Origin of the sequence: Cohaesibacter gelatinilyticus, from assembly GCF_900215605.1 — a bacterium.
GTDB lineage: Bacteria > Pseudomonadota > Alphaproteobacteria > Rhizobiales > Cohaesibacteraceae > Cohaesibacter > Cohaesibacter gelatinilyticus.
On sequence record NZ_OBEL01000010.1, the window covers coordinates 65397 to 91539 of the forward strand.

The following is a 26143-nucleotide window of genomic DNA, read 5'->3' on the forward strand; positions in this document are numbered from 1 at the left end:
CCCTTGTCCAGCCCATGCTTCACTGCCCTGCATTTGCATGATTGCCTTTCATCAATGCCGATTTGAGAAATCAGATTTAATCTTGTGATTAGTGTGTATTGTGATTGAGAGCCATAGTGCCGCAGGACAATCTGCCCCTGTGCGAAACTATGCAAGAAAAGCTAAACTAAGTGGGAAATAATCGAGTTCATCAAAAAAACATATAGCATAAATCGCGCGCTGCCTTTTGATATGAAAAAAGGGCGCAATAATACGTAGTTGATAAAAATCAATAAGTTACGATTCACTTTATAATCATTCTAATATCATAAAGCAACGATACGGCGCAATGCGACATTCTGGTTGAAGGGCTAGTTTTTAACAGTTCTAAAAAGCAACTAGGAGGGTCCGTTATGACCAGACGCTTTGCGACCACACTGCTTGCCTGTACAGCCTTGCTTGCAGGTATGGCGTCCGCACAGAGCAATGAACTGCTCAATGATGCCAAAGACATGTTCAAACCTATTCCATCTGTTGTCCCGGCGGTAAAAGACAATGCCGTGACAGGAGAAAAGGTTGAACTCGGAAAGATGCTGTTCTTTGATCCACGCCTGTCTTCCTCGGGCCTGATCTCATGCAACACTTGCCATAATCTTGGCATGGGCGGTGATGACAATCTGGAAACTTCCATCGGTCATGGTTGGCAAAAGGGCCCAAGAAATGCTCCGACCGTATTTAACGCGGTTTTCAATGCCGCTCAATTCTGGGATGGCCGGGCCGAAGATCTTAAGGCTCAGGCCAAAGGTCCAGTTCAGGCTGGGGTCGAAATGGCCTCTACGCCCGCACGTGTTGAAGCCACACTTGCAAGCTTGCCAGACTATGTGGAACGATTTGGCAAAGCCTTTCCGGGTGAGGAAAAACCGGTTAATTTCGACAATATGGCCAAAGCCATCGAGGCCTTCGAGGCCACCCTCATCACACCTGCGTCTCGCTTCGATCAATTCCTGGAAGGCAACACCAAGGTGCTGACGACCATGGAGCAGGAGGGATTGAAGCTCTTCATGGATAAAGGATGTGCTTCCTGTCATGGCGGCGTTAACTTGGGGGGTGAAGGCTACTACGCCTTTGGTGTGGTTGAGAAACCTGGTGCAGATATCCTGCCAGCAGGTGATAAGGGGCGTTTTGCTGTCACGCAAACCGCAGATGAAGAATATGTCTTCCGCGCCGGGCCACTGCGTAACATTGAGCTGACAGCACCATATTTCCATTCTGGCAAGGTATGGGATCTGGAGCAGGCTGTTGCCATCATGGGGACCAGCCAGCTGGGTGAAAAACTGGCAGATAATGAGATCAAGGCTATCACAGCTTTCCTCAAAACTCTGACCGGTGAGCAGCCTAAGGTGATCTATCCGATCCTGCCGGTAGAAACAGCCACGACCCCAAAACCAGAAGCAATGATCGCGAAATAAAGCTCCAGACAGCACCGAGATGAAATTTTCGGTGCTGTTTCCTCTTAAGTCAATTAAGAGGAGGCCATCGCCTTTGTCGAGCACTGGACAGCAAGTTCCGGCCCTTGGCAAGGGCGATGCGTATTTGGTGAGAATAGCCAACACTTTAAAGACCTTGGAAAGAATCCCAAAATCTGCTTTGTTTGAATTAGCCGCGCTTGGGGCTGGGCTATATCGCTATCAAACATCGAATTTCATTTGATGTGAAACCGCATATGGATGGCTGGCGGCATGAGTTCAAGTCGTAAACTGGGGTGAGATGATTGTCTCCATACTCATGATACCGGAAGGTGGATTTGATAATGTCTGGGTCTTTGGATGATTTGTTCGCCTCTCGTCACTCTGTGCGTGCCTTTTTGGATGAAGCAGTCAGTCTGGATGATTTGAAAGCGATGTGCATGGCCGCGCGGTCGGCCCCAAGTGGAGCCAATTTGCAGCCCGGATGCTTGCATATTCTAAGTGCCGATCCGCTTTCCCGGCTGATTGATCAGCTACAACAGGCGATAGTGCAAAAGCGGCCTTTTGATAATGAATATAGTTATTTCCCTGAGCCCATGTCGCGCGAGCTGAAAGCACGCCAACGGGCGGCTGGTTATGCACTCTATCAGGCTTTGAATATTTCCAGGCGGGATATTGAAGGGCGACGACAGCAATTTGCGCGCAATTACAGCTTTTTTGGTGCGCCCGTGGGCATTATCGTCACCATTGACAAGGCAATGGGAAAAGGCTGCTTCATGGATTTGGGCATGTTCCTGATGAGTTTCTTGTTAAAAGTAGAGGATCTGGGTTATAGCGCCACGGGCATCGGGGCCATGGCCAATTATGCCAGTGTCATTCATGAAAATCTGGGTCTTCATGAAGACGAAATGGTGGTCTGTGGCCTTGCGGTCGGAAAAGCCGATGAGGCCCATCCGGTCAATCAGTTTCGCACTGAACGCGCCAGTCTTGAGGAATTTGCGAGCTTTTATGGGTTCGAAGCCGGGACTTAAGCAGATTTTGCTATCAATGCTGTACCCAAACCACCAGCCGCTGCAATTGCCGTCAGACCGATGCCTCTGTCTCGGCGTAATATGTGATAAAGGCGGGTTGCCAATATCGCGCCGGACGCACCGATCGGGTGACCTCTTGCCAGGGCGCCGCCATATCGATTGACCTTTTTTGCATCCAGACCGGACTTTTGCTGGCAAGCAATTGCTTGAACGGCAAAGGCTTCCATAATTTCGGCGTGATCAATATCGGCTATCGTAAGTCTGCTTTTGCGTAAAGCTTGTTCCATGGCGGAAACAGGGGCCAGCCCGGGCATTTGGGGATCATCTCCAAGACTGGCACCTTCAAGAATTTCAATTTTTTGACCTGTATAGCCACGAGCAATATCTTCATTTGCAATAATTAGAAAGGCAGCTGCATCAGCGGCCACAGCCATATTGGCTGCTGTGATAGTGCCGCAAATGCCCTTGGCCTTCTGGCAATGGCGAGATGTCAAACTGCGGGTAAACTTGTCTCTTGACTGCCCGGCAAGCAGGACAATTTCATCTTCAAGAAAATCCGACGGTGTTGCGCTGGCACGTCGATGGCTCTCCATTGCCCATGCATCTTGCTGGGCTTGTGAGATATTCAAGTATTCTGCGAGCGTTTGTGCGGCCTGCGACATGAGCGGGTCGCGGTCAGGCCATGGCGTGAAAGGGGCCTGCTCATAAGCTTGCGGGGCTGAGCCGTCGGAAAAAGTATGATAGCGCAAAGGCCGGCGGGAATAACTCTCCACCCCACCGGCAATAACAATGTTGCATTGGCCGCTTTGTATCAGGCTCTTGGCCAGCAACACCGCATCAAGTCCGCCAACGCACTGGCGATCAATGGTGAGACCTGCCACGGTTTGAGGTAAATCACTGGCCAACGCACACAAGCGTGCGGGATTGCCACCAGGGCCAACGGCATTGGCCACAATAAGCTCATCAATATGGTTTGGTGAAAGAGCTGCATCCTTCAGCAATTGCGCAATGACCGGTTGAGCTAAATCTTGTAAGGCCATGTCTTTGAAAACGCCATTGCGCGGAACTACTGCTGTGCGGCGGGCTGCGAGAATAGAACAGCGGCTCATTCTTGTGTCTCAATCCATGTTTGCAAAGCCTGCAGGTCTGCTTTGCCCGAAGGTAATTTGGGTAAACTGTCCAGCCTGACAAAGCTTTTGGGAATGGCATGTTGTGTCAGGGATTGACTGCAAGTCTTGCGGAGTTCATCAAGCAGATCAGGATGATCTTTGGCCTCTATGATCGCAATGATGCGAGAGCCACGCAAGGCATCTTCCAGCGCCAGCACGGCACAGCCTTCCACTCGTTTGTGTCCAAGCAGAATTTGCTCGACATCTTGTAGAAATACATTGTGATCGGCAACGGTAACCATACGGCTTTTACGTCCCTTGAGATAGAGATAGCCCTTGTCATCCAGGTATCCCATTTCGCCAATGGTCAGGAAATCTCCCTCCCGGTAGGTATAGGCACTTTTACCCTGAGTATAGCCCTCAAACAAATAGGGACTGTTGATCCATATCTCTCCGGTTTCGAAAGGCTTGAAAGATTGGGAAGGTTGGTCTGGATGTCGAATGTGCAACGTGACTCCGGGATAGGGCCGCCCGACAGAGCCAACAGGAGTCGTCGGGTCGCTGAGCGTGAGGAAACTGGTTTCACTGGACCCATAGAATTCATGCAAACGGGCTTTGGGAAAAAGCTGCTTCATCTCAGCGAGCAAGGCCGCATCCAGTTTGCCACCGCCAATCATGAGAAGGCGCAAAGCAGGGAAAAGAGCCTGGTTTTTCGCTCTGGCGGCATGCGCAAGGAGCCGGAGTTGGGTCGGAGTGGCATAGAGAATGGAAATCTGATGCTCAAAGAGGCTAAGAAGTTGGGCCTTTGGGCTGGAGCTGTCCATCATGGCAATATCGGCGCCATGATGGAAAGCCTCTAACAAAGCATAGAGCGTGAGCGAATGCCCAATATGGCCGAGAGTGGCATAACGATCCTTGTCTGAAAGCGAAAACAGATCACCATTTTCCGCAAAGCTTCTTATCCAGCTTTGAGGTTTACGCCGGATGATCTTGGCTTTGCCGGTCGAGCCTGAGGTCTCGCAATAGAGCCATTGTTGGGCTTCTTCTTTGATGAAGAGGGGAGAAGGTCCGGTTTGACAAGTCTGAATGGAGTTTGTCGAATGCAAAGCCCGTTGAAGGCTATCAAAGAGATCTGCTTTTCCCGCCAGTAATGTCGTGGCGTTGCCAAGTCGAAAAGGGGACCTGTCCGTCATTCTGTTCAATCTGTTTATGTGTACCAGGAATGTTGCGGCGCCACTGTACCGCATTGCTCACCAATAGTGCATTAAATTTTAGAGACCTCAGAAAGGTCTTGTTTACTCCAGTTTCAGTCAGTTGCGCCCAGAAGCGGGTTTCGAGGCGGCTTTTCACGTTTATGCAAGTTCCTTTTGTTGTCATGACACCAAGACAAAGGAAGGCTTCTCAGGAAGTCTGACCATTTAATGATATTTGGCAATCAATAAGGATGCTGCACATGACTGCAGATATGGGGCAAATTGTAACCGGCTGGAAACCGCAATTTTCCAAATTGTGGAGCAAACACACTCTGGTGATTGAGCATAGTCTACACAAATCAGATTTGTTCAGCGAAGAGGCTTTGGCAAAATTGATCGAGAAAACTCCGCCTGAGCATTATAATCTCGCGACCATGGGCGAGGGAGATCCGAAGACCGCCGATTGGCGCGAAGGTGTTTTAGGAAGTGCTTCGGGCGCAGAGGCTATTGAAGCAATCAAGAAGGGACGCCTGTGGCTCAATATTCGCCATTGTCAGGATTTTGACCCTCGATACAAGGCTGTCTTGGATCAGCTCTTTGAAGAATTCGAAAGTCATGTTCCTGGCTTGAATACCTACAAGCGCAATATGGGCATTCTCATTACTTCTCCCAAATGCCAGACCCTCTACCATTTCGATCTCCCAGGGCAGCATCTTTGGCAGATTGCGGGGCGCAAGAAAGTCTATATCTATCCCAACCGCGAACCGTTTATCTCAGGAGTGGATCGCCAAAGAGTTCTGCTACGAGAGACGCGCGAGGAATTTCCTTTTGAGCCCTGGTATGATGATTATGCTGAAATCTATCATCTGGAACCGGGCCAGATGGCTTATTGGCCTCTACATGCGCCTCACCGGGTTGAGAATGAAGATTGTTTGAATATCTCGCTGACGCTGGAGCACTGGGATACCGAAGTGCGCAACGCCTATGCCGTGAATTATGGTAACGGCGTGCTGAAGCGCTTCTTTGGTTATGAAGCCAAGAATAACAAGCCAAGTGGACTGCATGTCTATCCGAAAGCCGCTTTATCCATGGCATATAAAAAACTGGGTTTTGAGAAATCCGGTTCTTACAAGGATGAGGTTGATTTCAAGCTTGACGCTAAGCAGCCTCAAGGATTCGCAGACATACCACTTACGGCCAAGTTTGCGTGATGTTGGAATGAGATCTAAAAAAGGCGGTTTGCGGAGCCGCCTTTTTTTGATCAGGACTGGGCGGAGCGCCAAGGCTGGGTCACCGAAATCCATTCTCTGGTTCTTGCTTCCGGATTGTCATTCAGCAAGATATCGGTAACGACTGCCGCACTGTCTGCACCAGCACGCAAGACATCAGGAGTACGCTCGGGGGTTAAACCACCAATGCCGACCAAAGGCATGTCTCCCAAAGCCTTCTTCCAAACCAGAAGCTTCTCCAATCCCTGCGGTGCCCAGGGCATCTTTTTCAAGATTGTCTGATAGATAGGACCAAGGGCGATATAGTTCGGCTTTGCATCCAAAGCAGCCTTCAACTCCGCCCCGTCATGAGAAGAGAGGCCAAGTTTCAGGTTTGCAGCACGAATAGCGTCGAGATCAGCGTCGGCAAGATCTTCCTGACCCAAATGTAGCCATTCACACTCTTCCTCAATTGCGAGTTGCCAATAATCATTGATCACCAGTTTGCAATCATGCGCGGCACAGATTGCTTTGGCAGCTTTGACTTGAGCACGGATATCGTCGTCAGGTTTGTCCTTGATGCGCAACTGCACCAATTTCACCCCAAGCGGCACCAAACGTTCGACCCAGTTTGCACTGTCGACAATCAGATAGAAGGGGTCGAGTATTTCAACGCTTCGAGATTGATCGCTCATTTTAAACCTCCCCAAATACAGCTTGGCCGATCACTGGAGTTGAAGGAACCGCCATATCCCGTGGCTCAAGCATGCCTGCCAAATAAGCCTGGCGTCCGGCATCAGTTGCCTTGCCAAAGGCTTCTCCCATCAAGGCTGGGTCACCTGCTTTCGCCACAGCCGTGTTCAGCAGCACTGCGTCAAAGCCCAGTTCCATCACTTGTGTTGCATGAGATGGGCGACCAAGACCAGCATCCACAATCATCGGGATTTCAGGAAAATTTCCGCGAATGGCGCGAAGGCCATGAACATTCACAGGCCCCTGTGCCGAGCCAATTGGGGCACACCAAGGCATCAAGACCTTGCAGCCCGCTTCCAGCAAACGTTCGGCCAGAACCAGATCATCGGTCATATAAGGAAAGACTTCAAACCCATCAGCAACCAGTTCTCGTGCTGCTTCCACCAGTGCAAAGATATCAGGCTGTAAGCTGTCGTGATGGCCAATCACTTCCAACTTGATCCAGTTGGTCTTGAACAGATCTCGAGCCATTTTGGCTGTCAGAATGGCTTCTTTGGCAGTATGGCAACCTGCGGTATTGGGCAGAATATGGACGCCAAGATTTTGGATCAGATCCCAAAAGCTGCCACCGCTGCTCTGGCCGTCCGCTCCTTTGGGCAGTTCCCGGCGCAAGGACACCGTAATGATTTCGGAACCTGACCGTTCGACCGCATTTGCCAATATGGCAGGAGAGGGATATTGCGCTGTTCCCAGCAACATACGAGACGAAACGATGCGACCATAGAGCGTGAGTTGATCATTGTTCATGGACATCAATCAGCCTCCCTGCATTGGGCTTAGAATTTCCACGCGCTGCCCTTCTTTCAGAAGAAAAGCGTCTCGATCTTCTGCGGCGACGAGTTCGCCATCAACGGCAGTGGCGAGCCAATCGCCGCTGAACTCCATCTCTTCAAGCAGGGATGAAAGGGTGGTAGCTTCGACCGTCGTGGTCTCGCCATTTACGATCAGTTTCATTGTCTCACCTTTTCGGCTGGTTCAGACAGATAGGATAGGGACGTTACGGGGAAGTCGGCATCTTGAACATTGTCAAGCGCCCAGTTGGCAGCGGCTTCTGCCAATAGCGGGCCCAGGGCATATCCATGACGATAATAGCCGTTGATCGAGAGGGTGCGGTTCTTCTCATCAAAATGCATCTTAGGCAGATTATCAGGAAAGGCAGGACGTACCCCGACCCCGGTTTCGATGATTTCTGCTTCACCAAAAGCAGGAACGACTGCATAGGCGGCGTTGAGAAATTCCATCATGGAGCGCGCTGTGATGGCGCCATCATGTTTGCTTTCAATCATGGTAGCCCCCACCATGAAGTGATGATTATCACGGGGCACGATGTAAAGCGGGATGCGTGGATGTAGAAGGCGCACTGTGCGGGTCAGGCTTACTTCTGGTGCATGCAAAAGCAGCATTTCACCACGCACCCCGCGCCGTTCAGGAAGGGGCGCACTCATCCCTCGGCAATCCAACTCCAAATCACATTGGCCCAACATGGATTGGTCGCAAGAAAAACGGATATCACCGCCTAATTCCTTGACTTTGCTTAAGAGTGTTTCCAACGCTATACGAGGATCCATATGAGCCTCACTTGCATAAAACAGACCTTGGCGGAAAGTGCTGTTCAAATCAGGCTCCAATTCGCGGATCTCTGACTCATCCACCAACTTGTGGCCATTGGTCATGCGAGAGAAGCGCGTCAGATCTGCTTGATCTCGAGGCGGTGCGACAACCAATGTACCGTGATGGCTGACCAGTCCTTCCTCGACCTTGTCCCACCAATCAATGGAACTGACGCCACGGCGCTCAATCACTTCTTCGGCGCTTTCCCGCTCGCAATAAGGGGCCAGCATGCCTCCTGCATACCAGGAGGCGTGCCCTGCGAGCGACGGACGTAATTCGCTGATGAGGATTTTTGCGTCGCGACGGGCAAATGAGAGCGCCGTGCAGAGGCCGGCAATGCCAGCACCACGAATATGAATATCGGGAAGAGGGGATAGATTTATGGCCGGGTGAGACAGGCCAGATGAGGTATTTATATTGGACATGAATTGCCTCGTCTAAAGCTTTCGACAAGGCTCATCCAACGAATGAGAGAATGCCAGGGTTAGATTGAGAAAACTAGTAAACCCATGATGAGTGGGACCCTTGGCAACAGCATCTCCCTCCGCCAGTATGAGCTGGATCAGGTTCTTCGGGTAACTGCGCTGGATCACTCCGCGGCACGACTCTCAGCCCCCTGTCGGGACTCCCCAAGCTGTTGCGGAGACAATGCTGACCAGGATCAGCATTGTCAATGCCAAAGGGCTCGGTCTTGGCTTTTTGGAAAAGTTTTCACATGCAGGGATTGCAAAGCAGGAGCAATAATTTGGCTAGGACCATGCCGCCTAGTTCACTTTCGGCCACTTGGTTGGACCACCTGCGTAGTCGCCGTCGCAATCATCCTTGACCCGCATTTCCTTCAAATTGAAGAAATAGGTGCCGTTCTGGTTCATCAAGGACCAGCGAGAGTAAGAGCCACAATCCCCGAGCCCACGGCCCTTGAAAAAGCTCTCCAGATTTTTGTTCTTGAAATCCCAGCTGATATTCCAGGCATCAGGCATTTCCTGCTTTGCTTGGGCTTTGCCATTCACTCTGAATGGAATCTGTGAGATCAGTTTGGTTGTGTCATTGGGCTCGAAGAACAGACTATATGGCTGGTTATAGGCGCCACCTGTTCCACAAGGCAGACTATAGAGCGTGCCGCCATCGCTCTTTCCTTTTGTTCCAATCTGCATCTTGAAGCCATCGCCAAAGGTCAGGCGCTCCATTTTCGTATCACTAAAGAAGCTACATTCCTTCTCTTCGCCTACAAACCAATTTGTCAATATTGATCGCGGCACTTGATCAAGCCGCGTAATGGACTCAATATTCAGCCGAGGGTTCGGCTTCTTGGTGCCGATGGCGTGAAAGGCATAGGGAGTATCCAGCAGATCCTGGAATTCATCGAGGAACAGCATGGAGGCCACAGTCCCCGCTAGCGAGAACTGGCTATCGATTTGCTCTCCATTCTTACGCAAGACTATCAAAGCCTGACTGCCTTTTTTCAGGTCTTCAATTGCAGAATCGACTACACTTTGCTGACTGACCACATAGTTTGTGGAACCGATTGCAGGATCATCTGGTTGAAGCTCGATATGCAGCAGTTCCTTATCGTCGATGAGGAAGTCGATCTGATCTCCTGCAGAAAATGCATCCTTAGCTTCCAGAACCAGTTCCAGAGGCGCAGAAAGTGGATTGTGGCGACGGATTGATAGCGTCGTGATGCCATTATACGCTTTGGCGGATGTAGAGACAGAGCAAGAGAGCGCTATCGTACACCAGGTCCGACTGTCCTTGAACTCGCGAAAACCGCCCGCATTGGTATTAGCTATGCCGATGAAACTTGCGATGCCAACAGAAGCAAGCAAGGCAAGCTGTCTGGATGCTAACCGGAAGGTTTTGGCTATTGGCCGAAGAGAAAACAGAAACGATTTGGTCATGAAAAGCCCCTTCGAATGTGAATGCCTATCCTGAAAATATGCATCATCTTCCGTCATGGACAGCTAACAGTCAAAAGGTTTGAGCCTTCAACGCTCAAATGGACCTTGTGGAAACCGCTCATATCACAGCAAGTCGCAAAACCAATGAAAAACCTGACCTTGATGAGTGATGATAGGCGGTCAACCTTGCCAATACCGGTTTGCGTCTTGCTGCATGAATATTTTCTCGCAGGAATGAGGAGAGAGAATGAAGGGAATGTGTAGGCCTGGGATTTCTCAGATAGTCGTGAAAATGCCCGCTCAATTGACTATGGCGGGCATTCGCGCGCATCGAAAAGCGCTGATGATTAGCGGGCCGAAAATTGAGCTAACTAGCCCAAGAGAGCGGCTTGTTCTTTTTTTCCAAATCCAACGGTAACGGTTTCGCCATCATCAAATACCGGGCGCTTGATCAATGTCGGATTGGCAAGCATCAATGCCTTTGCTTTCTCCATATTTGGATCGGCTTTTTCTTCGTCGGACAGAGCGCGCCAGGACGTTGAGCGGCGATTGAGCAGAAGTTCCCATCCGGCAGCTTCCAGCCAGCGATCAAGATCAGTCTCACTCAGTCCATCTACACGAAAGTCAACAAACTGATGTGCCTTACCTGTACCTTCAAATGCCTTGAGTGCCTTGCGACAGGTATCGCAGGTTTTGATGCCGTGAATTTTCATAAGCAGAATCCTGATAGAAATTGGGTGTTAGTTATCCTGAGACGAACGATAAGGCTTGAGTACCAATATGGATTGAATGATGGCCTGCTGTAACCCTTCATCAGGGCTTGCTGATACAGCATCGAGTGCGCTTTCAACATCCTTCTTCAGAATGCCGATGGTATTGTCCGGCTCAAATCCACAAACCGCAAACTCGATATCATGGAAATGGCTGCCCAGCCATGTCTGACCGGAGCTGTCATGCATCAGAGAGAGTAGCTTGTCATGATCGACTTCAAGCTCATCTGCCCAATCCAGAACTTGGCGCACGGCAACGGTGGAAGTCGCTGCAATGAAGTTGTTGAGCACCTTGGCGGTCATGCCAGCTCCGTAGTCTCCCATTCGATGAAGTTTGCTGCCCATGGTTTGGAAAAGTGGCGTTAGAGCGTCCAGCGTTTCATCCTCTCCGCCGAGCATGAAGGAAAGACGTGCTTCTTCTGCCGCAATCACTGCACCAGACATGGGAGCGTCGATCAGGGTTACGCTTTTCGGCACTCTCTCTCGCAGGCCTTTGATATATTTGGGTGAGAGGGTGGAGCAAATGATCAGAATTTTAGGTAGTTGGTCTTGAGACAGCAGAGCTTGTTCATCGAAGAGTAGGGCATCGGTTTCTGTGATATCGCGCACGATGCTCAAGACTACATCACTGTGCGCGGCGAGGCTGTTGATATCTTCGATCATGCTGGGCGCAAATTCACCAAACTCACTGTTTGGACGAATATCGAAGCCTTTCACATCAAAACCACCAGCCTTGATAGCTTTGGCCATGGGAAGGCCCATACGACCACATCCTGCAACACCAATCTTCAATTGCTTCTGCACATCTTCCTCCCGCATGATGAACTGGTGTGAAGCTGGCATAGCCAAGATCAGAGGGCAAGATGGATCTTCTATCGCTTCACAAGTGAGGCGAAAAAAGAAAAGGGAGAGTGAATGTCGCGATATTCTCCCTTTATGATGTGATGTTACTTGTTGATGCCAGAGTAAGCTTGATTGCCCCAAACTTGCTTCACGCGTGCGTCGCGGCCGCAAGAATAGCGGTAATATTTATAGCGAACCGGATTTTTCTGGTAATAATCCTGATGATAATCCTCAGCAGCAAAGAATGGCCCCGCTTGGGCAATCTCTGTACGGATTGGAGCGGATAAGGCTTTGCTGGTTTCCAGCTTGGCCTTGGACGCTTTGGCCAATTTTGCCTGCTCGTCATTTAGCGCATAGACTGCCGTAGAATAGCTATGGCCACGGTCGCAGAATTGTCCACCGCCATCGGTTGGATCAACGGAGCGCCAGAAAATGTCGAGCAACTTGTCATAGCTGATCTTGGATGGATCATATTTGATTTTCAGAACCTCACGATGGCGCGCAGCTACATGGTTCTTGTAGGTGACATTCTCGGTGGTCTGGCCACCGGAATAACCTGAAATGGTCTCCACCACACCGGGAACATGGTCGAAATCGCTCTCGATACACCAGAAACACCCACCGGCAAAAATGGCGGTTTCGGTGCCGGCTGCCTGTGCTTCGCCCATGATATCGACCCCGTTCATGGTGTTGGGCAGGACCAATGGCACCGCAGCAGCAAGGGCAAGCACAGCCAAACCGCGCTTGGAGAAAAGAGCATTAAATCGCATGGCAAACTCCCAGAAAATGAACTGACTTTGCTCTATTTGACCGGGATTTAAGACGAAATCATGCAGAAATGCCCAAAATCACGCAAGTGTGAGAAGAGATCACCCTGCCGTCATAGGATGTGATCAGATCTGGGGAGAAAGCTTGGAATAGGAGGGGAGTTTACCCCATCCACGCTTCGATAACGTCGATAAAGGTATCTGCAAATTTGCGTTGCTTGGAAGAGCCGACACCATGGACCAATAGGAAATCTGGCCTAGTCGTTGGTTTTTGAATGGCCATGTCATGCAAGGTCTTGTCCGAGAAGATGACATAGGCCGGAACTTTATGCTCGCGCGCCAGCTCGGTCCGGCATTGGCGCAAGGCCTCGAACAGATCCTGATCTGCATTGTCGAGCTGAGGCAGGTTGCTCTTGGCCCGGCGTGGGCGTGACAGTTCTGCTGGCCCCATCACATCTGGGCGATAGGCAAAGCGGATCTCACCCATTTTGAGCGAGATGGATTTATCGGTCAGCTTCAAGGCGCCATGATTGGCGATATCGAGCTTGAAAAAACCGGTCGCAACCATCTGCCTGACAATGGCTCGCCAATCTTCCTTGGAAGTCTCTTTGCCAGCACCGTGGCAAGAGAGTTTCTCATGGCCAAAGCGTTTGATTTTCTCATGGGTCAGGCCACGTAGAATATCGATCATTTGCACGGCACCGAAGCTTTGGCCTGTACTCTCAACTACCTCAATCAGTTTATGTGCCTGAACAGTGCCATCTGTCAGGCGTGGTGGATCAAGGCAGACATCGCAGTTGCCGCAGGCCTTGATGTCTTCGCCAAAATAGGAGAGCAGGGCCTGACGGCGACATTGTGGTGCTTCGCAATAGGCGAGCAATGCATCCAGGCGTTTATGCTCTCGCGCCCGATGGTCATCATCGCCGCCTTCATTATCAATGAAGCTGCGACGCATTTTGATATCATCCAGACCATAGAGCATCATGGCTTCCGATGGTGCACCATCACGACCGGCGCGGCCGATCTCTTGCGCATAGGCTTCCATGTTCGATGGCAGATTAGTGTGAAAGACATAGCGCACATCGGGCTTGTCGATTCCCATGCCAAAAGCGATGGTCGCAACCATGACAACACCGGCTTCGCGCATGAAGCGTGATTGGGCAGCTGCACGAACTGTCTTGTCTAGCCCGGCATGATAGGCGAATGCGCGAAGGCCATTTTCCTGCAAAAAGGCAGTGACCTCTTCGGTCTTGCGGCGAGAAAGGCAATAGACAATGCCTGATTGTTCTTTGCGCGCTTCGACAAAATCCAGAAGCTGTTTCTTCCAGTCATTGCGCTGAGTAACGGAGAGGCGGATATTAGGCCGGTCAAAACCGGAAACGATAACATCACCCAAACGCTTACCCTCATCATTCCGGGGAAAGAGTTTGTCGGCGATATCTTCGCGCGTGGTTTCATCCGCAGTGGCGGTCAGTGCGGCAATCGGCGCTTTGGGGAAAAAGTCGTGCAGGCGACTCAGGCCTTCATAATCAGGACGGAAGCTTGGGCCCCAGCGAGAGATACAATGCGCCTCATCAATCGCAATCAGATTGACCGACAGTTTGGCGAGTGCTGCCAGCATGCGTTCTGTCATCAAGCGCTCGGGGGCGATATAGAGCATGCGTAGCTCGCCAGCTGCCACTTTGCGCCAAATGGCAACATTCTCCTCGCGCGTGCGGGTGCTGTTGATGCTGTCAGCTGGAATGCCTGCCAACTTCAGCGCCATGACCTGATCTTCCATCAGGGCAACAAGAGGCGAGACAACCAGCGTCAATCCGCCAAAGATCATGGCCGGAATCTGGAAGCAGATAGATTTTCCCATGCCCGTTGGCATGACCGCCAGAGTGCACTTCTTCTCAAGTAATGAGTCGATGACTTCAGCCTGTTTGCCGCGAAAGGCATCATAGCCATAAACGGTTTTGAGAACCTGTAATGCTTGCTCAGAGACCGGAGCATCGCGATCAATTTCCAGATCATCCAACGGACAACTGATCTGGCTTTCTGGATCACTGGCAGGAGAAGGAGCAGGCAGGGCCATAGGCGGCAGGGGTCCGAATATTATGGTTAATATTTTGCGAACCTATCTGATTTGCCTAAAGCTTGGAAAGCTCTGATTGTGATTGTTTATAAATTAACCCATCTATGAAGCCACGGCCTAATTGGGCCTTTGCTTTTTATCCAGCCAGCAAAGGGCTCTCGTCAAACCAATCAGTGAGTAACTTTGTTGACTGGGCTGGCCTTGCAGATCTTGCCATTCAAGATGAAGTCGGCTTCCAGCGATCAAGGCCGGGATCAGTTCCAAATTTGCACGAGATGTTCCAACCACATATTCATTGGCGACATTGTCCTCCAGATACCACCCCATGTCGTCGCCAGCCTCCAGCTTGGCCAGTTTCTTGCCATCAACAGCAAGCGCGAGTGGAGAATTTGGAGCTAGCATATGTTCGGCCATCACAAACTTCAGCTCATAATCCATACCGAAATGTGCTCGACCAATCCTCACATGATAGGCAATAGGGTTATCGGAACTGGCAACATAGATATTGGCCGAGCAATAGCCATCCTGTCGGCAAGCCCCCAGCCAATCACGAAAATAAGCACGATCTTCACTAAACTTGGTGGTGATCAGATCAGCTTTGGAGGCTTTGCAGTTTAATCCATGCGAGTTGGCCTGGGCTGCGTCAATCAAGGGAAAAGGGAGAATTGTCGCCAAAGCGAACAAAACGAACTTCTTGATAATCAGTTTTGAGAAATACATATCGTGGCCTCCAGGACCCAGACACTGCAAGGAAAGAGTGGCATAATCAAGTCACAGGGATAGCCTATTGATTGAATAGGACGGATTGCTACGTCCCGGGTATAGAAAATGCGTGGCACGGACGCGATATTTTGATTACAACTCTGACAATAGATTCTGAACGATTTGACTTTCCTGCACTGAAACCAGCGCGAGGGATGAAAACAAGGGCATTTCGTTGAGAATGTTTCATGTGCTGAAGAAGAGGTGCAAACAAAAATGCAACTCCGTGCGAACAACGTTCAGGAAGTGGGAACAAGGATGTCATCTTTGTTTGCAGTTGGCACTTGCATGAAAAAATATGCAATTGGATTTGCAATCGGATTTCTGCTCTACATGCCTTTGGCTCATGCGCAACAGGCTGAGCCAGCATTGGAAACTGAAACACCGCAAGTTACAAGTGGACCGGTTGCAAGCGTTGAAAGCGAAACTGCTTCGGACACCTGGAGCCAGGCACCATTTGCCAATTTCATAGATACCCGTACTCGTCAGACAGCACCAGATCCGAAATTGATTGAAAAAGGCTTGCGCATTTTGACCAGCGATGGTTTTGCGCCATTCAACAATGTTGATAAGGATGGGCGTCCAAGAGGATATCATGTGGATCTGACCAAATTGATCTGTGAAGACCTGAATATGGCCTGCACAATCAAGGTGGTGGATTTTGCAACCATTCCGGAATTGTTGACACAAGGTAAGGCCGATATTGCGGTGGCTGGCTTGACCAATCATCCAAGCATTCGTGAACAAGTTGGCTTCTCATTGCCCTATTTGCAGCGACCAGCTCGTTTTGTTGCGCGTCAAGGCGTTAGTCTTCGGATCAGTCCGACAGGTTTGGCTGGAAAACCGGTCGCTGTTGTGGGGCGCTCGGCCCATGAAGCTTATCTCAAAGCCTATTTTGCAGACGTGAAACCTATTGCTGTTGCGGATTTGGCCGATGCTCAAAAACTGCTCATGGAAGATAAAGTTGTGGCGATTTTTGCAGATGCCATGCATCTCGCACAGCTGATTACGCAGTCAAAGGGCGGGATTGGTTTTCGGGCGGAACCATATCTGGATCAACATTTTTTTGGTCAAGGTATGGCAATAGCATATCAGCGGCGTCAACGAGGGCTACGCGGTCTGCTGGACTATGCATTGGTGCGCTTGGCCAAGAAAGGCAATCTGGCCGAACTCTACGCCCGCTATTTCCCGCTTGATATCTATGCTCGCTACTAACGCTTAGCGATTTCGGAATGGCAGCAACATCGCCCAGCTAAACCGGCTTGGCTTGTCGCTTTGATAGTGAGACAGGCCAATTGTCATCTCCTCATGGCCTTTCTTGGGTTGCGCGATATAGGTTCCGAACCAACGATCCCAAACGGAGAGATTAAAACCATAATTGGAATTGGTTTCTTGAGGGATCACGGAATGATGCACGCGATGCATATCCGGTGTCACGATCAGGAGACGAAGCACCGCATCCAGTTTTGCCGAGAAACGCACATTGGCGTGGTTGAACAACGCAGCCCCGTTCAATATTGCTTCGAACAAAAAGACTGCCATCGCCGGAGTTCCAAGAACCAATATCCACGCCATTTTGTAAAAGAGCGAGAGCAGAATTTCGATGGGATGAAAGCGTAGTGCTGTCGAGACATCTATATCGCGATCCGCATGATGGACTTGATGCAATCGCCATAAAATCGGGATTTTATGGCTAAGCAGGTGCTGCAACCAGATGGCAAAATCCAGTATGATAAAGCCGACAAGGACCGCCAACCAATCGGGCAGGGCAAGCCAGTTTAGAAGCCCCCAATTGTTCGATGTCGCATAGAAGGCAACCGCCACCGGCAAAATCGGCATCACAAGGCGTATGATCACTGCATCTGCGACAATGATGCCCCAATTGGTCAACCATCGACGCGCGATTGGTTGGGTGCGTTTTTTCTTGGGCATGAGCCATTCTGCCAGCGCCATGACGACAAAGACACCGGCGAATGCACCTAAGCGCAAACTATTCTCGTCCAGTCCAAAAAGCATCAGTGTATCTTGCATGGCTTTGCTTTCGCTTCGGTTTGGTATATGGCTTGCGTCCAGATCATTTGAGATCGAGCGATTGCTCTATATTTACTTATTTGCAACTAACAGCAATTGGGCCAGAATGGCAAATCGCATCGACTGACAAAATCATCACTTTATAGTGACACAGACACAGACACAGACACAGGAACCAGTGGGCGCACTATTGCCTTTGTTGAAGTGCCCTATATGTTTCCAACTTTTGGAAGAATAACATGTCCGCAACTCCGACGCTGACGGCTGACAGTCCGTTTGATTTTCTCATCACCCAGCCGGAAGGTGAAGCCAAAGCCGTTTTTCTGTTTGCACATGGTTCTGGCGGACCAATGGATTCCCCTTTCATGGAGCGGATGGCCAACATGCTTTCCGAGCGTGGTCTGGTGGTTGTGCGCTTTGAATTCTCTTACATGGCCCGTCGCCGCGTTGATGGCAAACGCCGTCCGTCAGGCCGTGCAGAACGCTGGGTTCATCATTTCAAGCGCGCAGTTGAAGAGCTGCTCGAGGGCGAAAGCTGGAACAAGAGCTGGGATGCATTGCCGTTTGTTATTGGTGGCAAAAGTATGGGCGGACGTCTGGCGGCCATGCTTGCTGGTGATGAGGAGCTGGATCTGGCAGTCAAGGCTGTTGCCGTTCTGGGATACCCTTTCCATCCTCAAGGAAAATCGGAAGCCGAACACTGGCGCTTGGAGCCATTGGAAAAGAGTTTGTTGCCAATCCTGATCTGCCAGGGCGAACGTGACGACTTTGGCTGGTGGGACGAAGTGGATGTACTCGATTTGCCGCAGCAAGTCACGTTGGAGTGGATCACAGATGGCAGCCATGATCTGGGACCAACAGGAAAATCGGAAGCGACCATGAAAAGCAACATGCTGCATGCGGCCGATCTTGTTGCCGAGTTTGCCGCCAACCCTCCGGTATTGACCTTTGAGTTTGCCAAAGATGGCGAAGAAGGTGCATCTGAGTAAAACTCTGCCAAACACCAAATAAGAGCTGGAGAACTTAGTTCTTCTCCAGCTCCAGATCGCCTTGTGGGTCGAGTAAATCTTCCAGATGCAAGTTTCCTTGAGGGTTGGAGCGATCCTTTCCGCCCAGATCTTTGGCAGACCAATGCTTGCGACAAAGCGAGATATAGCTCTCTTCACCACCAATCACCACCTGCTCGCCTTCTTCGATTACCTTGCCATCGCCGTCAATGCGCACCACCATGGATGCTTTGCGACCGCACCAGCAAATGGTCCGCGCTTCACGTAACTCATCTGCAATAGCAAGCAGGCGCTGCGAGCCTGGGAAAAGTTCCCCCTGAAAATCAGTGCGTAGACCATAACACATGATCGGAACGTGCAACTCATCGGCAACGCGACCCAATTGCCAGACCTGTTCTTCTGACAGGAACTGCGCTTCATCAAAGAAGATACAATCGGGTCGTTCTTGTGCAGTTTGTTCCGAGATATGCGCAAAGAGATCGGTATCGGTTTGGAAAATGAATGCTTCGGCTTTCAAGCCGATGCGAGAACTGATCTCTCCCACTCGGGTGCGATTGTCCAGCGCGGCAGTATAAAGCAAGGTTTTCATGCCGCGTTCAGCATAATTATAGGAAGCTTGAAGCAGGAGCGTGGACTTGCCAGCATTCATTGCAGAATAGGTAAAATAAAGCTTGGCCATGCTGGTTCCATTCATGCTTTGAGATTTGTGAGTTTACGTCCTAAAAGGACACAACAGATTCGGCAAGTTTTGGTGCGCATGTCAGATTTCCAAATGTGGACAGCATGGACAAGAAAGATGCGGAGCTGATAACAGCATGGCTTTGTGCTTGAGCCGACAATAAAATGACCATTTTTCGCTGATCGATTGTTCCATTTGCCATACATTTGATGAAAATCAGTGAAAAAGCCTGTTTTGCCTTTATTGCAACAAGATGAAACAAGAATGTTGGGTAGAGACAGAAGCAATCGCTTCGGATTCACCAAACCCGTTCGGATGGGGTTTTCAGCTCGTTCATCGCCATGCAAGCTTTCTCAACTTATTCAACCGGCAGGGCATCTATTGCATGGTACCAGCTTTTCTCTCTGGAAGGGTCTGGCTTTGGCCTCTTGGCGATCTCCTTCTTCCTCCATCTTCTGTTTTTTCTAGGGATGCTTTGGGTGCCCTTCGGGCCCCTGGCGGAAGCAGAGGATGAAGAAGAGGTTTCAGTCACATTCGTGACAATAGAAAGACCTCCTCCATCGCTAACCAAAGAGGCGGCGATTGCCGAGGAGATCAAAAAACTGGATGCGAAGGCAACATCTGAGGTTGAGCTCGTTGCCGATCCAAATGGCATGATCCGCCCAAAACAAATGCTGTCTGGTAGCACATTGGCACAAGGTAATAATCAAAAAGCACGTTTGGCTCTCAAGGAAATTGCGGCAGATGAGCGACTTGAACAACTCTGTGCTCTGGAAGCCATGGAACAAATTCAAGTGCACGATAAATCTATGGCGCCAGATCTTTTGCTTTCCTATCCCTTTGAAGAAGTCGCCATGAAAGGCAATCAACTCATCGCCCGTGGAGCAACCTTTTTTGCAAAAAAGAAGTGGTATTACCTGCAATATGAGTGCGAACTCTCCACCGATGGCAAGGAAGTGTCTGCCTTCGCTTTCAAGATAGGAAACCCGGTTCCACGCCGTATGTGGGAAAGCCACAACCTGGTCGAGGAAGTAATTGAGAGCGCCGAAGATATTGAGCGCTATAACGACAAAACGCGCTCCGAACATGGCGAAGCGCGTTAGGAGAGACAGCAATTCTGCTTGCTTGTATCAGCGGCTTGCACCGATGTAGAGATTACTTCATCCGGTAGCGGACACGAGCACTGTGTTCGATTGCACCCACATGCAGGCGATCAAGCTCCAGCTCATCACGCAGCATGAGAAGGAACTGCAATTCGTCCTGCTCTACCTGAAGGTCTGCTGCTGCTACCTCAATTGCCAGCGCATAAGCGGTTTCATACAGTTTCTCTGGCAATGATACCCGCACCACCTGAAGAACAGCGTCTACACCACCATTTGCCAAAAGCTCTGAGCAATCACGGGAGACCGGGACAAGGCGAGCCTCTTCGAAGTCCTGGAAGACCGGAAGAGTCTGTACTTCTTCACCGATTTTCAGTAGCTCGGAATCGGTCATGGTCCGATCCGCAGCCGACATGGACACCATCACATAAATCAGGGCTTCTTCTGGTGAGACCACTTTGGTCATAGCTTTGTCCTCTAGTGCTGTGCCACAGGAGCCGAGGACGATAAGGATGGGTCCGTAGGCGAAAGATATGGCAAATGATTTGTCTCCAAATCTAGGCTTGCAATCGGGTGGGATCAAGGGTGTGAAGGAGTAATGATTTGAGCAATTGGGGAGAAGCATGGGGGAAAGGCGCTCTTTCTTCATCTTGAGCAAAAAAATAATGAAAAAGACGCTTCCCCTTGTGCGCTGCAATGAGATAGAAAGGCGACAGTCCTTGAGCCTTGCGAACAAGCATTGAAGCCAGCAGGGCCGGACAAATCTCTCAATTCATGTCCAACTCGGTATCCAAAGGAACAGCCAGACAATGACCTCCACCTCTGCCCTTACCCTCGACCTGACAGAAGAGCTTGTACAGGCCGCGGCAACGTCCAAAGCTTGGCCGTTTGAAGAGGCACGAAAACTGGTCAAACGTTACGCAAAGTCTGGCATGCCCAAGGAAGTGCTGTTCGAGACCGGTTATGGTCCATCAGGTCTGCCGCATATCGGTACTTTTGGCGAAGTTGCCCGTACCTCCATGGTACGCACCGCCTTTCGCGCGCTGACCAATGACGAAGTGCCAACCCGCTTGCTGTGCTTCTCCGACGATATGGATGGTTTCCGCAAGGTGCCAACCAATGTCCCGCAGCAGGACATGCTGGCACAATATCTGGAATTGCCGCTGACCCGCGTACCCGATCCGTTTGGTACCCATGAAGGTTTTGCGCAGCATAACAATGCGCGCCTCTGTGCCTTCCTGGATCAGTTCGGTTTTGATTATGAGTTTGCCTCTTCAACTGACTATTACACGTCCGGTCGGTTTGATGAGACCTTGCTGCGCATGTTGGAAGTCTATGACAAGATCATGGGCATCATCCTTCCAACACTGGGAGCGGAACGTCAGGCAACTTATTCGCCGTTCCTGCCAGTCTGCCCACGTACTGGCAAGGTGCTACAGGTTCCGATGATTGAGCGCAACGCTTCCAAAGGCACCGTGGTCTATATTGATCCGGAAACCAACGAGAAGGTTGAAGTTCCGGTCACTGGCGGCGCTGTGAAATGTCAGTGGAAGGCAGATTGGGCCATGCGCTGGGCGGCATTGGATGTGGCTTATGAGATGTCTGGTAAGGATTTGATTGACTCGGTCAAACTCTCCACCAAGATTTGTCGTGCGCTTGGCAAGCCACAACCGGAAAGCCTGTCTTACGAGCTGTTCCTGGATGAAAAAGGCGCCAAGATCTCAAAATCCAAAGGCAATGGCCTGACCATCGAAGAATGGCTGACCTATGCTTCTCCGGAGAGCCTGTCGCTCTATATGTTCCAGAAGCCAAAGACCGCAAAGAAGCTGTATTTCGATGTGATCCCGAAGGCTGTGGACGAGTATTTCACCTTCCTCTCCAAAGTGGAAGGCGAAGAGATCGACAAGAAGCTGGTCAATCCAACCTGGCATATCCATTCCGGCGTGCCACCAAAAGCAGATATGCCGATCAGCTTTGCATTGTTGCTCAATCTGGTCAGTGCAGCCAATGCTCATGACAAAGATGTGCTTTGGGGTTTCATCTCTCGCTATGCGCCTGGTGCGAATGCTCAGAGCCATCCGAAGCTGGATGAGCTGGCAGGCTACGCGATCCGCTACTTCGATGACTTCGTGAAGCCGAAGAAGCAGTTCCATCTGGCGGACGAGAAGCAGTCTGCAGCTCTCGCTGATTTGGCTGTGCGTTTGAAAGCCTTTGGCGAAAGCAATGATGCGGAAGCCTTGCAAACCGAAGTCTTCTCTGCTGGTAAGGCTCATGAGTTCGAGAACCTGCGTGATTGGTTCAAGACCATCTATCAGGTCCTGTTGGGTCAGGATCAGGGTCCTCGCTTTGGTTCCTTCATCGCGCTTTATGGCGTTGAGAATACAGTTGCTCTGATCGAGAAGGGACTTTCAGGTGCCCTGAAAGCCGATCATGATGCAGAGCATGGTGTAGCACAGGTCTGATCTGAATGATCTTATCGATTTTGAAACCTGGAAAAGCCAGCAAAGTCCCCAATCTTGGGAAAGCCTTGCTGGCTTTTCTCTTTGCAGTCTTTCTTGCCGTTGTTGGATTTGTCGTGTCTTCCGCCTTTGCGGATGATAGCCATACGCCATTGGAGCCCTTGGACTGTCCAGGGGAAATGCCTGCAGGCGAAGCGGCCATCTGTTTCATTTTTCATTTACCAGCCGATTGGAGTGATCTCTCTGGTCGGTCCGTGGAAGTGCCCGTGATGCGCTTTGCACCAACTGGGGATCTGGATGAAGCAGCCAAAGCCAACAAGCCGCCTCTTTTGGTGATATTGGGTGGCCCCGGTCAGTCGGCTATCTATCTGCGTCATGTGATGCTTCAACGCCTTGCGCCCTTGCGTAAGGATCGAGAACTGATCTTGATGGATCAGCGAGGCACAGGTCCCTTGAATCTGGAACTGGCCTGTGAGGATGCACTGGATGACGGGAACAAAGTCGATATAGAAAAAGTCCTGAAATGTGCCAAGTCTGCCAAGACCGAAGGTATTCATCTCTCTGATTATACGACGGGGGCCACAGCTCGTGATTATCGCGCCCTGCGTTATGCATTGAAAATTGACAAATGGGATGTGATTGCTACCTCTTATGGTGCACGTGTAGCCCAAAAATTGCTGGTTCTGGATGAAAAAGGCACCAATCGCCTGGTCCTGAACAGTCCACACTTCCTGCATTCTCTGCTCATTGATTGGGATCCTTTTCCTCTGGTGGAAAAGGTCATGGAGCAATGCAACGAAGATGAAGTCTGCCGCAACTCCTACCCGTCACTCTATTGGGATTTTCAGGCGCTAAGATTTGACATCGGAAAGGTGGAGCTTAGCGAAAAAGCCCTTTCCTTGATTAAGGAAGGCAAGGAAGCTGCGGAAGAACTCGGCCCAGATGGGAAAGAGGATTATATCAAAGGTCTCGTCTATCTTTTGTATCGCCAACGGTTGCAGTCTCTGTTGGCACGACATCGATCGGGCGAGGTACCACATGATATCTGGAAGACAATGATATCTCTGCAAAAGGCTCTGCAAACAGAAAAAGCCTGGTCACCGCCGGAGCCGCTTACTTCCAACTCCAAAAAGATCAGCCAATTGCTCCATTACACGATTTTCTGTCAGGAAGATGGAGCACGTATGCAAGCTAAAGGCTGGGATGCAATCACTCAGCCGCTCTATGCGCATTTCTACAAGGCGATTTGCACCAAACTGGATGGACCGAAGCTCAAAGCAGGCTGGGACAAAATCAAGAAGAGCAAGACGCCAATTCTGATTCTGAGTGGAGATTTGGATACAGTGGTTGATCCCAACAGTGCGCAAGGGGTGCTTGAATTCTATACCAAGGCGATCTGGGTGCGGTTTCCATCATCTGGACATGATGTGCCATCTCAAAATCTCTGTGCACGTCAGATCATGTGGGATTTCCTGAATGGGAAAAAGCTGGTGACGAATTGCATCGGCAAGAAGCCATTGATTTTTCTTCAACCCGATCAGGCGATCCGCACGACCGGCTAATTGGCGATATCTGAAACAGGTTCAGAGTTGCCATCATTGACTGTCTCAGGTTCGGGTGCGATCAAATCAAAATTGGCGGGCTCGGAACCACTCGACTGGATTGCGTCATTCGCTAATTGATCCAAAGCACTTCGTGTTTGATTGGAGAGGCGTCGCTGTTCTGACCGTGATACGCCGCCAATCCCACCATGAAGGCCTCGTGTTTGGGTCTTTGCCTCTTCCAAGGCTGCCTGGTAGTGGCCATCGTGGGGAAGGGCCCATCCGTAGCGTACCATCCATTCACCCAAATCGGGGAGCACCACGTTGCGGGCTTGAGCTGTTTTGGTCATACGCCCAATCATGCAACGACCAGAGAGCCGATCAGTTGAGCGTTGACCACCCTGATAGGCTTGTTGCTGTTCCTCGGAAATATCGCAACTGATCCCCCTGCCTCTCAGAAATCTCTGCAATGCAGTCTTTGCCAGCTTGTTGCAGTTTGCTTTCTGGCCAAACATCACACAAGTCTGATCTTGGGGCGGGCCGTCAATATTGGCCAACCTCAAAATTACTTGTGACGATCGAAGATCAGCTTTCAGTTCCGTGGAGGAAACAACCACCACCTTCCGGAAAAAAGGGGGGAGTTTTGCCCGCTTTGGCGGTGGAGGGAGAGGATTGCCGCTGTCACGTTTCAATGATTGAATCTGTGTCAGGGGTGAGGCTTCGAAACCGGGCGTGACATTGCGACTGGGTGGCAGCACATTGGTGCCTGCTTGCGGTCCCTGTAATTTAATTTCCGCTTCTTCTATCGAGATCTGTGTCTCTTTACCAGAATTTGATTTGGTTTCAATCTTGTTTTCGATGTGACCATCTTTGGGCAGGTCGGCTTGAACTGGTGCCTGCCCGGTATTGGAAACCTGCACTGATGAAGTACCTGCTAAACCCGATTGTGCGACCTGAGCTCCCGAAGAGGTTTCTGGATCCACAAAGAAAACCCAAATTCCCCAAAACAGGCCCAGCGTCAGGATCATCGCCAGCAGAAAATACAGCATACCAGATAGGAGAGATTTCACTTTGGGATGCATAATGAGTTGATCCTGAAAAAGGTCTGTCGCGAACCCGTTTGCAATATAACTCCCTGATCAATGAATGCAAAGCAGCGCGGAAAATAACCAACATATTTTGACGTCTGGCCCATGGTGGAAACTCCCAAATGGGCCAGGGTGAACACATTTAGTATCCACTTTCTGGTTTAAACCCCTCGTCTTCAGACGAGCTGGCTTCAGCGCAAGGAAATGAAGGTGATCATACTATCCAGAAAAATGAACCGCCCAATGGGATTAGAGGTTCATTTTTCTGGATAGTATGATCATGCAATACGACAAAGGCAAACATTGCGTTTTCTATCATCGTTATCACTTGGTCTGGTCGACCAAGTATCGCTACAAGGTCTTGGTTGGTGATATACGATTGCGTGTGAGAGAGATTCTAAGACAGGTTTGTTCTGAGAACCGGGTGGAAATCATCCATGGAGCTCTATCTCTCGATCACGTCCATATGTTCGTATCAGTTCCACCAAACCTGTCTGTGAGCGATCTCATGCGCAAGATGAAGGGGCGGTCTTCTCACAAGGTGCAGCGAGAATTCCCCCAGCTTAAAAGACGCTACTGGGGGAAGCATTTTGGGGGTCGCGGATATTTTTCGACCACGAACGGGGCTATTACCGAAGATATTGTACTTCAGTACCTTGAAAGGCATGTGCAAAACCCTACCGACATCAGTCGGTAGATGGGATGGTTGCCGTCCTCCCATCGCGGCATCGTAATGTGCCAGCATACGGGTGTTGACGCCTGTAAAATCGA

General features: G+C 50.4%; 25 protein-coding genes and 1 riboswitch. Of the genes, 9 read left to right on the forward strand and 16 right to left on the reverse strand.

Going from position 1 to position 26143, the window contains the following annotated elements; genetic code table 11:
* The first annotated feature begins 392 nt into the window (after window positions 1–392).
* The gene (locus tag CRO57_RS23735; RefSeq protein WP_097156020.1) at window positions 393–1448 is read left to right on the forward strand and encodes a cytochrome-c peroxidase; all 1056 of its coding nucleotides are present in this window, start codon (window positions 393–395) and stop codon (window positions 1446–1448) included.
* 341 nt (window positions 1449–1789) lie between these two features.
* On the forward strand, window positions 1790–2476 hold the full coding sequence (locus tag CRO57_RS23740) for a nitroreductase (RefSeq protein WP_097156021.1): 687 nt from the start codon (window positions 1790–1792) through the stop codon (window positions 2474–2476).
* Here CRO57_RS23740 and CRO57_RS23745 read toward each other — a convergent pair.
* Window positions 2473–3585 (reverse strand): thiolase family protein, encoded by a 1113-nt coding sequence (locus CRO57_RS23745; RefSeq protein ID WP_097156022.1) that lies wholly within the window; start codon window positions 3583–3585, stop codon window positions 2473–2475. The two genes, CRO57_RS23740 and CRO57_RS23745, sit on opposite strands and share 4 nt — an antisense overlap.
* Window positions 3582–4778 (reverse strand): class I adenylate-forming enzyme family protein, encoded by a 1197-nt coding sequence (locus CRO57_RS23750; protein ID WP_170956235.1) that lies wholly within the window; start codon window positions 4776–4778, stop codon window positions 3582–3584. Before CRO57_RS23750 ends, CRO57_RS23745 begins: the two co-directional genes overlap by 4 nt.
* 260 nt (window positions 4779–5038) lie before the next feature.
* Here CRO57_RS23750 and CRO57_RS23755 point away from each other — a divergent pair, with 260 nt between their 5' ends.
* Entirely contained in the window at window positions 5039–5989 is a 951-nt protein-coding gene (locus CRO57_RS23755) for a hypothetical protein (protein WP_141401327.1), read from the forward strand.
* 50 nt (window positions 5990–6039) lie between these two features.
* On the opposite strand, the gene CRO57_RS23760 is transcribed toward CRO57_RS23755, so the two are convergent.
* The 10 genes from CRO57_RS23760 to CRO57_RS23805 form a co-directional block, all read right to left on the reverse strand.
* Window positions 6040–6681 carry a thiamine phosphate synthase gene (locus CRO57_RS23760; RefSeq protein WP_097156025.1) on the reverse strand — a complete coding sequence of 214 codons (642 nt, stop codon included), beginning with the start codon at window positions 6679–6681 and terminating at the stop codon, window positions 6040–6042.
* 1 nt (window position 6682) lies between these two features.
* Window positions 6683–7486: a thiazole synthase gene (locus CRO57_RS23765; RefSeq protein ID WP_097156046.1), complete on the reverse strand. Its 804-nt coding sequence runs from the start codon at window positions 7484–7486 to the stop codon at window positions 6683–6685.
* A 9-nt stretch (window positions 7487–7495) separates the two neighbouring features.
* Window positions 7496–7693 carry a sulfur carrier protein ThiS gene (thiS, locus tag CRO57_RS23770; RefSeq protein WP_097156026.1) on the reverse strand — a complete coding sequence of 66 codons (198 nt, stop codon included), beginning with the start codon at window positions 7691–7693 and terminating at the stop codon, window positions 7496–7498.
* Window positions 7690–8775: an FAD-dependent oxidoreductase gene (locus CRO57_RS23775; RefSeq protein WP_097156027.1), complete on the reverse strand. Its 1086-nt coding sequence runs from the start codon at window positions 8773–8775 to the stop codon at window positions 7690–7692. Before CRO57_RS23775 ends, thiS begins: the two co-directional genes overlap by 4 nt.
* Before the next feature lie 98 nt (window positions 8776–8873).
* Window positions 8874–8992, reverse strand: a riboswitch (TPP riboswitch).
* Window positions 8993–9114: 122 nt separating this feature from the next.
* Window positions 9115–10248 (reverse strand): DUF1176 domain-containing protein, encoded by a 1134-nt coding sequence (locus CRO57_RS23780; protein ID WP_170956236.1) that lies wholly within the window; start codon window positions 10246–10248, stop codon window positions 9115–9117.
* Window positions 10249–10619: 371 nt separating this feature from the next.
* On the reverse strand, window positions 10620–10961 hold the full coding sequence (locus tag CRO57_RS23785; RefSeq protein WP_097156029.1) for an arsenate reductase: 342 nt from the start codon (window positions 10959–10961) through the stop codon (window positions 10620–10622).
* Between the two features lie 27 nt (window positions 10962–10988).
* Window positions 10989–11822: an NAD(P)-dependent oxidoreductase gene (locus CRO57_RS23790; protein ID WP_210200996.1), complete on the reverse strand. Its 834-nt coding sequence runs from the start codon at window positions 11820–11822 to the stop codon at window positions 10989–10991.
* A 143-nt stretch (window positions 11823–11965) separates the two neighbouring features.
* Entirely contained in the window at window positions 11966–12547 is a 582-nt protein-coding gene (gene msrA / locus CRO57_RS23795; protein ID WP_097156048.1) for a peptide-methionine (S)-S-oxide reductase MsrA, read from the reverse strand.
* Window positions 12548–12791: 244 nt separating this feature from the next.
* Window positions 12792–14705 (reverse strand): DNA helicase RecQ, encoded by a 1914-nt coding sequence (gene recQ / locus CRO57_RS23800; protein WP_097156030.1) that lies wholly within the window; start codon window positions 14703–14705, stop codon window positions 12792–12794.
* A 117-nt stretch (window positions 14706–14822) separates the two neighbouring features.
* On the reverse strand, window positions 14823–15425 hold the full coding sequence (locus CRO57_RS23805) for a DUF1176 domain-containing protein (protein WP_097156031.1): 603 nt from the start codon (window positions 15423–15425) through the stop codon (window positions 14823–14825).
* 330 nt (window positions 15426–15755) lie between these two features.
* On the opposite strand from CRO57_RS23805, the gene CRO57_RS23810 reads away from it, so the two are divergent.
* The gene (locus CRO57_RS23810) at window positions 15756–16682 is read left to right on the forward strand and encodes a transporter substrate-binding domain-containing protein (RefSeq protein ID WP_210200997.1); all 927 of its coding nucleotides are present in this window, start codon (window positions 15756–15758) and stop codon (window positions 16680–16682) included.
* Between the two features lie 3 nt (window positions 16683–16685).
* Here CRO57_RS23810 and CRO57_RS23815 read toward each other — a convergent pair whose 3' ends face one another.
* Window positions 16686–17486 (reverse strand): sterol desaturase family protein, encoded by an 801-nt coding sequence (locus CRO57_RS23815; protein ID WP_210201003.1) that lies wholly within the window; start codon window positions 17484–17486, stop codon window positions 16686–16688.
* A gap of 251 nt (window positions 17487–17737) precedes the next feature.
* Between CRO57_RS23815 and CRO57_RS23820 the strand changes: the two genes are divergently transcribed.
* Window positions 17738–18487 carry an alpha/beta family hydrolase gene (locus tag CRO57_RS23820; RefSeq protein ID WP_210200998.1) on the forward strand — a complete coding sequence of 250 codons (750 nt, stop codon included), beginning with the start codon at window positions 17738–17740 and terminating at the stop codon, window positions 18485–18487.
* A gap of 34 nt (window positions 18488–18521) precedes the next feature.
* On the opposite strand, the gene CRO57_RS23825 is transcribed toward CRO57_RS23820, so the two are convergent.
* Complete coding sequence (locus CRO57_RS23825) at window positions 18522–19184, reverse strand: thymidine kinase (RefSeq protein ID WP_097156050.1); 663 nt, start codon at window positions 19182–19184, stop codon at window positions 18522–18524.
* Between the two features lie 479 nt (window positions 19185–19663).
* Here CRO57_RS23825 and CRO57_RS23835 point away from each other — a divergent pair, with 479 nt between their 5' ends.
* Window positions 19664–20287, forward strand: coding sequence for a DUF930 domain-containing protein (locus CRO57_RS23835; protein WP_170956238.1), 624 nt, complete (start codon window positions 19664–19666; stop codon window positions 20285–20287).
* A gap of 52 nt (window positions 20288–20339) precedes the next feature.
* On the opposite strand, the gene CRO57_RS23840 is transcribed toward CRO57_RS23835, so the two are convergent.
* Window positions 20340–20750 (reverse strand): tellurite resistance TerB family protein, encoded by a 411-nt coding sequence (locus CRO57_RS23840; RefSeq protein WP_097156035.1) that lies wholly within the window; start codon window positions 20748–20750, stop codon window positions 20340–20342.
* A gap of 343 nt (window positions 20751–21093) precedes the next feature.
* On the opposite strand from CRO57_RS23840, the gene CRO57_RS23850 reads away from it, so the two are divergent.
* Entirely contained in the window at window positions 21094–22746 is a 1653-nt protein-coding gene (locus tag CRO57_RS23850) for a lysine--tRNA ligase (RefSeq protein WP_097156037.1), read from the forward strand.
* A 5-nt stretch (window positions 22747–22751) separates the two neighbouring features.
* Entirely contained in the window at window positions 22752–24305 is a 1554-nt protein-coding gene (locus tag CRO57_RS23855; RefSeq protein WP_097156038.1) for an alpha/beta hydrolase, read from the forward strand.
* Here CRO57_RS23855 and CRO57_RS23860 read toward each other — a convergent pair.
* A complete protein-coding gene (locus CRO57_RS23860) occupies window positions 24302–25366 on the reverse strand; it encodes a thermonuclease family protein (protein WP_097156039.1) in 1065 nt (354 codons plus the stop codon). The two genes, CRO57_RS23855 and CRO57_RS23860, sit on opposite strands and share 4 nt — an antisense overlap.
* Before the next feature lie 280 nt (window positions 25367–25646).
* Here CRO57_RS23860 and tnpA point away from each other — a divergent pair, with 280 nt between their 5' ends.
* Window positions 25647–26069 (forward strand): IS200/IS605 family transposase, encoded by a 423-nt coding sequence (tnpA, locus tag CRO57_RS23865; protein WP_425291300.1) that lies wholly within the window; start codon window positions 25647–25649, stop codon window positions 26067–26069.
* Window positions 26070–26143: the final 74 nt, after the last annotated feature.